At 61.2% G+C, this 8,524-nt stretch carries 7 protein-coding genes and 1 pseudogene; 1 reads left to right on the forward strand and 7 read right to left on the reverse strand.

Annotation, left to right across the window (positions count from 1 at the left end; all coding sequences use genetic code 11):
* Positions 1-120: 120 nt before the first annotated feature.
* From WAO69_RS14165 to WAO69_RS14195, 7 genes and pseudogenes are all read right to left on the reverse strand, one after another.
* A pseudogene (locus WAO69_RS14165) lies at positions 121-449 on the reverse strand (IS6 family transposase); the annotation flags it as partial.
* Between the two features lie 79 nt (positions 450-528).
* Positions 529-2,178 carry an amidohydrolase gene (locus tag WAO69_RS14170; RefSeq protein ID WP_422180244.1) on the reverse strand — a complete coding sequence of 550 codons (1,650 nt, stop codon included), beginning with the start codon at positions 2,176-2,178 and terminating at the stop codon, positions 529-531.
* A gap of 32 nt (positions 2,179-2,210) precedes the next feature.
* The gene (locus WAO69_RS14175) at positions 2,211-2,975 is read right to left on the reverse strand and encodes an ABC transporter permease (protein ID WP_422180246.1); all 765 of its coding nucleotides are present in this window, start codon (positions 2,973-2,975) and stop codon (positions 2,211-2,213) included.
* Entirely contained in the window at positions 2,968-3,795 is an 828-nt protein-coding gene (locus WAO69_RS14180; protein ID WP_422180248.1) for an ABC transporter permease, read from the reverse strand. The genes WAO69_RS14175 and WAO69_RS14180 overlap by 8 nt, the downstream gene beginning before the upstream one ends.
* Positions 3,795-4,775 (reverse strand): ABC transporter substrate-binding protein, encoded by a 981-nt coding sequence (locus tag WAO69_RS14185; protein ID WP_422180250.1) that lies wholly within the window; start codon positions 4,773-4,775, stop codon positions 3,795-3,797. The genes WAO69_RS14180 and WAO69_RS14185 overlap by 1 nt, the downstream gene beginning before the upstream one ends.
* Before the next feature lie 84 nt (positions 4,776-4,859).
* Entirely contained in the window at positions 4,860-5,642 is a 783-nt protein-coding gene (locus WAO69_RS14190; protein WP_422180252.1) for an ABC transporter ATP-binding protein, read from the reverse strand.
* Between the two features lie 146 nt (positions 5,643-5,788).
* Positions 5,789-6,751, reverse strand: a complete 963-nt coding sequence (locus WAO69_RS14195; protein ID WP_422180254.1) for a LysR substrate-binding domain-containing protein — start codon at positions 6,749-6,751, stop codon at positions 5,789-5,791.
* A gap of 103 nt (positions 6,752-6,854) precedes the next feature.
* Here WAO69_RS14195 and WAO69_RS14200 point away from each other — a divergent pair, with 103 nt between their 5' ends.
* The gene (locus WAO69_RS14200) at positions 6,855-8,318 is read left to right on the forward strand and encodes a carboxylesterase family protein (RefSeq protein WP_422180256.1); all 1,464 of its coding nucleotides are present in this window, start codon (positions 6,855-6,857) and stop codon (positions 8,316-8,318) included.
* Positions 8,319-8,524 lie beyond the last annotated feature (206 nt).

Consider the following 8,524-nt stretch of genomic DNA (forward strand, 5'->3'; position numbering starts at 1 on the left):
AAGTGGCGGAGGGAACGGGACTGACGTCAAATCTTCTCTACCACGTAAGTTTTGAATTCATTATGCCAAAATAGGGTTTCGAATCTCACTCGCTGCAATCGTGACCGAGATCCAACTCGTACTTTCAACCCTCTCGCCTTCGTTCTCAACCGCGCGCCGCAGGTAGTGCCGACCGATGTTGATTTTCAAGAACATCTCATCCAGATGCCAGTGCCAAGTTGAATATACGCGCATCTGGGTAACCCTTTCTTGCGGATCTCTGCGGCAAACAGCGCGCCAAATCTGTTCCACCAAAATCGCACCGTTTCATGGCTGATGTCGATGCCGCGTTCGTGCAACAGATCCTCCACGTTCCGACGCGACAGTGCACAGCGAACGTACATCATGACCACCAGGCGGATGATCTCCGGCCTGCTGTGAAAGCACTTGACGAGCTCTGATTTCGTCATGGCCAAAGGCCACGAAACTGCCCTGCCCGCCTCAAGTCAAATCCTTTTGACAAGACACTTTGATCCGCACTTTGCTACCTCACTGCCGATTGTTTTGTATGGTAATATCCGCCGGGTCGCCGTACACGGCATTCCCACCCAAGACTGTAAGTAGAGCCTTTGTGCCGCGGATTTCATTCGGTTCACCAGCCATGAAATCGCGGTCCAGCACAACCAGATCGGCAAGCTTGCCAGTTTCGATCGACCCGCGATCTTTCTCGACGCCCATGATACGCGCATTGTTGATCGTGTAGAGTTCCAACGCCTCGCGAACGGTGATGCCCTGATCAGGGCCGAGACAGTCGCCCTGCAGCGTCTGGCGGGTCACCATCCACCACATGCAGATAAACGGATCGATGGGCACGATTGGCCCGTCCGTGCCACCACCAACCAACAAACCGTCGTCGATCATCCGGCGGATCGGCGTCGACCATTCGGCGCGGGGCCGGCCCCACCATTTGACCTTGTTGGCACCCAGCAGCACGCTTTGGTTCTGGGCCGTGACGAGGATACCGGCGTCACGGATCTTGGCAAAAACCTCCTGCGTTGGATTGTGCATGTGCATCAGGACCCAGCGCAGATCCCGGATAGGCACCTCCTGCGATGCGGCGATATAGCTGCGGATGATCGTGTCGATACAATCGTCCCCGACCCCGTGGGTCTGGGCCTGCAACCCGGCCCGCGCCACCAGTTTCAGGCACTCGACAAATTCCGCTTCGCCGCCCGGTGGCAGCAGGGACAGGCCGCGATATTCCGGATCGTTCTGTTCGCCCGGAACGATCTGATAGGGTTCGTAATGCAGTGCCCCTTCAACGCCGCCGTCTAGCATGAACTTGACGCCAACGAAGCGCAGCATCTCGTCGTCCGGGAAACCGGCATAAGTCACGCCCTCTTCGGTCATGCCGATGTTGTTGGCGCGGAACATCAAGTCGGTGCGCACGGTCATCGCCTTTTCGTCGCGCAGGGCGCTGTAGATGCCGATCTGGTGCGCGTTCAGCCCCGGATCCATTGTCGCCACGATGCCATAGCTGTTGAGCAGGGCCATCGCGTCGCGCAGCAGCGCCTTTTCCGTCTCGAGCGGAGGGGGCGGCGGCAGGACGGCGCGCAGCATGTAGGAGGCCTTTTCCAGCAGCAGCCCCGTCGGCCTATGCGAGCCGACTTCGCGCACGATCAGCCCACCCGCAGGATCTTCCGTCGTTTCATCGATCCCGGCCAGCGCGAGAGCCGCGGAATTGGCACTACCGACATGGCCACCGCGCGGCACGAAGACCGGATTGTCGGGGGCCGCTTTGTCCAGCTCATCGCGGGTGGGCATGCGGTTTTCGGCCAGAAGGCTCTCGTGCCAACCCATCCTGCCGATGATCCATTCGCCCTTTGGCGTACTGGCCGCCCGCTCCGCGATGGCCGCCTGTACATCGGCGATTGAGCGGCAGTCGATCAGCGGCACGCGCGGTGCCTCCATACCGGTCATGTAGAGGTGCAGGTGGGAATCGAACAGTCCCGGGATTACCGTGCGTCCGCCCAGATCGATCAGCTGTGTGGCGTCGCCTGCGGTCGCGAGCAGTTCCTCATCGGTTCCGACACGGTCGAACCGGCCGTTGCGGACAGAGGCGGCCTGCGCCACGCGGAAATCGGCATCGACAGTGTATATCTGAGCGTTGTGAAAGATGGTATCTGGATGGTTGGTCATGATCGGGCCTTTCCGGATCAAGGAGGACGAGGTCATTGGTTCACGGAGAACCGCTGCACGAAGGGTTTCAGGAACAACAGGTCGGTGACGAGAAAGATCAGGACGATCACGATGCAGCAGGCAAAGACCATCGTGGCATCCGACACCGACTGCGCCCGCGCGAGTTGATAGCCCAGACCCGACGAGGCACCGAACAGTTCGGCGACGAGGGCGATCTTCCAGCAGATGCCGTAGGCGACGCGCAGGCCGGACAACAGCAAGGGGGCCACCAGCGGCAGCGACAGCAGGCGAAACCTGCGCCAGACGCTCCGGGTCAGGCTGTGGCCCAGTTCATCCATCTCCGGATCGATCTGGCGAAAGCCCGCGAGTGCATTGATCAGACAGAACGGCAGGATGATCGCCACCTGGACGAAAATGACCGTGGTGTTCGAGATCGAGAACCAGATCACGCCGAGGATGGCCCAGCCGACCGAAGGGAAGGCGTTGAAGAAGGTCAGAACGCGCCGTTCGATCGTCTCATCGAGGATGCGCCAACGCCGCACTAACCCGGCAAGGATCAGCGCGATAATCATGGCCGCCGCGACCGAAAGCACCACCCGGAAGAGGCTGATACCGGCCTGCGCCGCCAGTTGCGGCTCGGTAAAGAACCGCGCGACGCCTTGCAGCACGGCCACGGGACCGGGCAGAACGTATTCCGGCTGGCCGCGCGCGACCCACGCCCATCCGGCAATCAGGCAGACGATGCCGAGCGCGGTGACGGCACGTTGCGCACCGATGGAAGCGGTCTTGCTATGCACGGGCGAACCTCCGGTCTAGGCGGCGCTGAACGGGCCGGAACAGCAGCTGTTCGCAGATCACCACGAACACGAGGATGAAGGCGATGATGGCAAAGATCGTCTCCGTATCGAATTCCTGTCGCGCGACATTGAGCAGGTAGCCCAGCCCCGCATTGCCGCCGAAGAGCTCGGCGGTCAGCACGACTTTCCAGGAAACGCCGAAACTGATCCTGAGGGCGGCGAAGAAATAGGGCACCAGCAGCGGCACGACGATCCAGCCGAACCTGCGCCACCCGGACCGGGTAAAGCTGAGCCCCATTTCCATCATGTCCTCGTCGAGTTCCTGCAAGCCCGCGCGCACGTTGATGGCGGTCAGGGGGATCAAGATCATGGTCACGGCGAAAATCACGGTGGTATGGTTCAGCCCGAACCACAAGAGCGCCAGAAACAGCCAACCGATCCCGGCGAAAGCATTGAGAAAGGGCGTCAGGACCGTGTCGATCAACATGCGCGTGACCGGCACGAAGCGGGCGGTGAAGGCCAGTGCGGATCCGACCAAGAACGCGACCCCGATCGCCACCGAGATATGGTAGATCGAAACCCAGAGTTGCGACAGTAGGAACGGCGTGGTCACGAAGTCCAGCATGCGGGCGAATACCGCTCCCGGCCCGGGCATCTGGTAGGCCGGAATGATCTGCGAATAGGCCCACCAGGCCAGCAAGGCAAACAAGGTGAAAATATGCGCGATGCGGGTCCCGCTTAGATGCCGCGCCACATTGAGCCGCGGCGAAGGCGAAGGGTTTTGCGGGGCGGACAGCCGCCCCGCTGGGGCTTTCGCCATCAATTGCTCTCCGGCTGCCAGCTCATGTCAGCCAGCGGCGGATAGCTCTCAAGCGCGCCGATCTCGATAGCCTTGTCCCACAGGTAGACAAGCGCCTCGCGGTCCTGGGGCATGAACGTGGCCGGAAAATCGGAGTAGGTGTTGAACCACACATCGAAGAAGGCCGGGTCGACGTCAAACTCCGCGCCGACCGCGCCGAAGACTTCTTCGGGATTGGCGAGCGCATAGGCCCGGCTGTCCTGTACCATGCGCAGGAATTCGCTGTAGTTCGCGGGATTACCCTCAAGCTTGTCCGCGTAGCCCGCCAATACGGCAGAGACCATCCGCAAGCCGGTCGATTCCAGAAACGCCTGCGAGGTCTGCACCAGTGGCACGAAGTCCCCGTCCTGAGTCGCCTTGAACGCCTGGGCGTGAATCAGTGTCGCGGCGTCGACCCGGCCGGTGCTGAGCGCTGCGGGCATGGCTGTGGGCGGCATCTCGACGAAGTCAATGTCGCCACCTTCGAGCGAGACATCGATACCGTAGAACTCCGACAGGGCGATCCGAATAAGTGTGATCCCTGACGAGCCCAGAGAATAGACCGCCAGCTTCTTCCCCTTGAGATCCTCTACAGACTTGATGTCGCTGTCCTTGGGGACCCAGATGGCCGATCCTTCGCCAGCTTCGCTGGCGCGCAATCCGGCGGCAATGATCCGTAGCGGCAGGCCCCGTTCCACGGCGCGCGGTATCGCCATGCCCGCTGTCATCACCACGTCGAAGGTGCGTCCAACCGTGGCCTGAATCAGCGCCGGAATTTCCAGCGCGGTGGCTTCGACCTCGATCAGGTCTGAGGTCACCTTGCCGTTGTTGATCGCCCACATGGCCGCCTCGATGGACGGGTCCGCGAGATGGGCGAAAGTGACGGTGTCCTTGGCGGCGGCCGCGCCGGACAGCCCTACTGCGGCAGCCGCTGCCAGGATGATCGGTTTGAATATCTTCATTGCTTTTCCCCGTTGTTTGGTTTGGTTGGTCGTTAAGTAATTTGTTGGCCCTTGGGGGCACTGGCAGCCGGCTGCTCTGCCTGGCTATCCGGAAAGGGCCCCCGGCGTTTCCCTTCCCTCGAGCGTTTCGAAAATGGCGATCAACCGTTGCCGAAGCCCGTCCAGTTCGGGACTGGCGTCGGGGTCTCGGGGACGGGGGGCGGAGACGGTCACGATGTCTTCGACCTGCGTCGGTTTGTTGGACAGGACCACGATGCGGTCAGCGAGAAAAAGCGCCTCGTCAATATCGTGCGTGACGAAAAGCACAGTCTTGCCGGTCTGCCCCCAGAGGTCCACGATCTGCTGACGCAAACGGGTCCGCGTGGTGTGGTCGAGCGCCGAAAACGGCTCGTCCATCAGGATGATATGCGGATCGAGCGCGAGCGCGCGGGCGATCGAGACGCGCTGGCGCTCGCCGCCCGACAGCATCACAGGCATCTTGTGGCCGTCATCACCCAGCCCGACATGGTCCAATTCGCGCTGTGCGCGTTCAAGCCGGTCGGCGCGGTCGATTTCGGGGTGGCGCATTTCTAGCCCGAACGCTGCGTTCTCCAGCGTGGTTTTCCACGGCAGCAACCGGGGCGACTGAAAGACAAAAGCGGTGCGCTTCCATCCTTCGGCAGGGCTAAGGCCTTCGACCTTAACACGGCCGCCCTGCACCGGCAGCAAATCCCCGATCAGGCGCAGCGCCGTTGATTTTCCACAGCCCGAAGGGCCGAGAAGGCAAACGAATTCGCCCTCCGCGACGTCGAAAGACACATCACGGTAGATTTCGCTGCCGCCCAGCGTCAACGTGACCTCGGACAGGGAAATGGCGTGTTGCTTCATCGTGAAGCCTCCAGAGCGACCTTTGCCCAAGGCTGGCACCACCCCGTGTTTGGGTCAACTCACCATTGACCCAAGGTAAGCATCCGATGGTGCGTCTCTGTCGGCCTGCTGAAAAAAATGACTTGTGTGAAGAAAAAAATTCGCCATTATTCGCGGGCTGAATTTTGGGCGCTGCGCCGAGCGGGGGCATAGGGTGGATAGGGGGTCATCGGCGGATGCGGGGTCCGGAAGTGTTTCTGGACCACCTCGAGGAACCGCCAGGCCGCCGTGGTCAAGCTCCGCCGGTTTGGATAGATTGCGTAGAGCACTGCCGGCAGCGGGTTCCAATCAGGCAAAACGCGCAGCAACGCCCCATCGGAAATTTCCTTGCCGACGACACTCAAAGGGGCGGATGCTATCCCTGCAGAATGGCGGACAGCCGTCACCAGCGCCGACAGTTGGAACGTAGTGAGCGCCGGCTCGAAACCATGCGTGTAGTTTCTGTCTCCTTTATGCAGCCGCCAGTTCCAATGCGATGATTTCGGCCCGAACCCGAGGCAGGGCAACCCCTGCAAAGCCTGAGGTTCTTCAGGCAACCGACGGCCCTTCAGGACGCCGGGATGCGCGACCAGAACGAAGGGGTTCTCATATAGCTTGCGCGCAATGAAATCCGCGTCCGGCAACGGGTTGAACGCGAAATGAAAGACTAGATCAGCGGAAATGCTACGTGGGTCGATCAGTTCCGTAGAAGCCTCCAGATGCAGCTGGACCTGCGGTTGCAGCAGCGCGAAATCGGCGGCGAGCGGTTCGATCAGCGCGGTGCCGATAGTGGCGGGATAGATGACGTGCAAGAAACCGTTCGGCTCTTCGCGGCGGCGGTCCACAAACTCAAAAAGCCTGTCGGCGTCGTCAACCAAGGCAGCGGAGCGCAGATGGCACTCCTGCCCGAAATTGGTGAGGGTCAGCCCTTGCGCGCTGCGATGGAAAAGCGGTGATCCGAGCCGTGCCTCCAACAGCGCGATTCGCCGCGTCACGGTGGACTTCGGAATGCGCAGTTCGCGCGATGCGGCCGAAACACCGCCGAGATCGACGACTTTTCTGAAAAGATAGAGATCATCGAGGTTGCGCATGAGTGACCCATTTTTGGCACGCCGAACTCTCAAAATCGGATCGCGGTTGGCAGCAGTATGTTGGTAAATAGGCGTGTAACACAATGTTAAAGGAAGTGAATCGATGTCTGAGCCTGTATTCGAGACCAAAAACGGCACGGTTCGCGGCAGCGATCTGGGTGCTGTCACACGTATCGCGCGGCTGAGATATGCCGAGCCCCCGACCGGCCCGCGCCGGTTCGCGCCGCCCGAACCGATTGCGCCCTGGCAAGGCACGCTCGATTGCAGCGCGGGCCACTCACCGGTGCCGCCGCAACTGCAATCGCGTCTGGCCAAGGTGATGGGCGACTACCCGGCGGATCAGGACGAGGACTGCCTGCACCTCGACATCTGGGTGCCGAACGCGCGCAGCGGGCCGCTGCCGGTTCTGGTCTTCATCCACGGTGGCGCATTCATGACCGGGGGCGGGGGGCTGGGCTGTTATGACGGTACAGCCCTGGCGGAGCGCGAAGGGATCATCGTCGTCAATATCAGCTATCGCCTCGGCGTTCTGGGGTTCCTCCCCATAGAGGGCATCGCGCCCGGAAATCTCGGGCTCATGGACCAGGAAACCGCGCTGCGGTTCACCCGCGCGAACATCGCCGGTATGGGCGGCGACGCCGGCAATATTATCGTGAGCGGACAGTCTGCCGGGGCGTACTCGATCCAGGCCATGCTGGCGCGTGACGATGCTTCCGCCCTGTTCGACAGGGCAGTGGTGATGAGTTCTCCGATGGGGATCGACCTGAAACCACCAGCGGCCAGCAAAGATGCCGCAGACAGCTTTCTGGCTGAGTTGGGCGAGGCACCGCATACAGCGTCAATCTCGAAGATCCTCGGCGCGCAGGCCGCGCTGCTGCGCGGGATGGACCGCGCACCGGACGATGTGACACCGTCTTTCCTGCCGGTTCTGGACGGAGAATACCTGAGCGTCGATCCAGCGGCACCCGATGCCGCGAAGCATGCCGCGTGGTGCCCGATGATCGCAGGGGTAACGCGCGAGGAGCACGCGGCCTTTCACTACAAGGACGAGGCGTTTCACGCACAGGCCAGTGCCCTGATCGAGACCCGCTTTACCGAACGCTACGGCGCGCGGGCGGCGACCGAACTGGCCCGCGCGCGCAGACGGCGCATACCCACCAGCGACGCAGCAGTGTTGATCGATCACGGCTCGCGCGGCCGTTTCGTAGTTGGCACGTTCGACTATGTCGAAGCGCTCGCCGCCGCCGAAGGGCAGGTCTGGGCCTATGTGTTCGCATGGCAGTCGCCAACGCCGGAAATCGGTGCCTGCCATTGTATCGAGTTGCCTTTCGTTTTCGGAAACCTGGCGACCTGGGCGAATGCGCCGATGCTAAAAGGTGCGGGTCAGGATGAACTGGAGGCGCTGGCCCGAATGTTCGGAGGTGCGCTTGGGGCATTTGCCAGAAGTGGAGACCCGGCGGGGAATGGAGGGGTGGAGTGGCCCACCTTCAATGCAGCACGGGCCTATCTGACGGTGGACACACACGTGAGCGCGTCCGGGCTACTACCGGGCTATTATCCCTGTTGATAAAAAACTTTTGGAGCAGTTGAACCGCCACCCAGAATATATAGAAAATGTACAAAGATGTGATGGACTTGCCCGGTTGCGACGGTGAGCGCTTAGCTCACTTGCCTGCCTTTCGATGGGTAGCTATTCTGACATCCAATCAGTGAGTTGTCCGTCGTCACATAAAACGGGACATCAGAGCGGCTTCAACAATGGAGGCTCTGGGT

The organism is Aestuariivita sp. (genome assembly GCF_049276915.1).
In the GTDB taxonomy this organism is placed as follows: Bacteria; Pseudomonadota; Alphaproteobacteria; order Rhodobacterales; family Rhodobacteraceae; genus Aestuariivita.

Coding starts and splice junctions, on each gene's coding strand:
- WAO69_RS14170 (WP_422180244.1), bottom strand. CDS start 2,178: ATGACCAACCATCCAGATACCATCTTTCACAACGCTCAGATATACACT.
- WAO69_RS14180 (WP_422180248.1), bottom strand. CDS start 3,795: ATGGCGAAAGCCCCAGCGGGGCGGCTGTCCGCCCCGCAAAACCCTTCG.
- WAO69_RS14185 (WP_422180250.1), bottom strand. CDS start 4,775: ATGAAGATATTCAAACCGATCATCCTGGCAGCGGCTGCCGCAGTAGGG.
- WAO69_RS14190 (WP_422180252.1), bottom strand. CDS start 5,642: ATGAAGCAACACGCCATTTCCCTGTCCGAGGTCACGTTGACGCTGGGC.
- WAO69_RS14195 (WP_422180254.1), bottom strand. CDS start 6,751: ATGCGCAACCTCGATGATCTCTATCTTTTCAGAAAAGTCGTCGATCTC.
- WAO69_RS14200 (WP_422180256.1), top strand. CDS start 6,855: ATGTCTGAGCCTGTATTCGAGACCAAAAACGGCACGGTTCGCGGCAGC.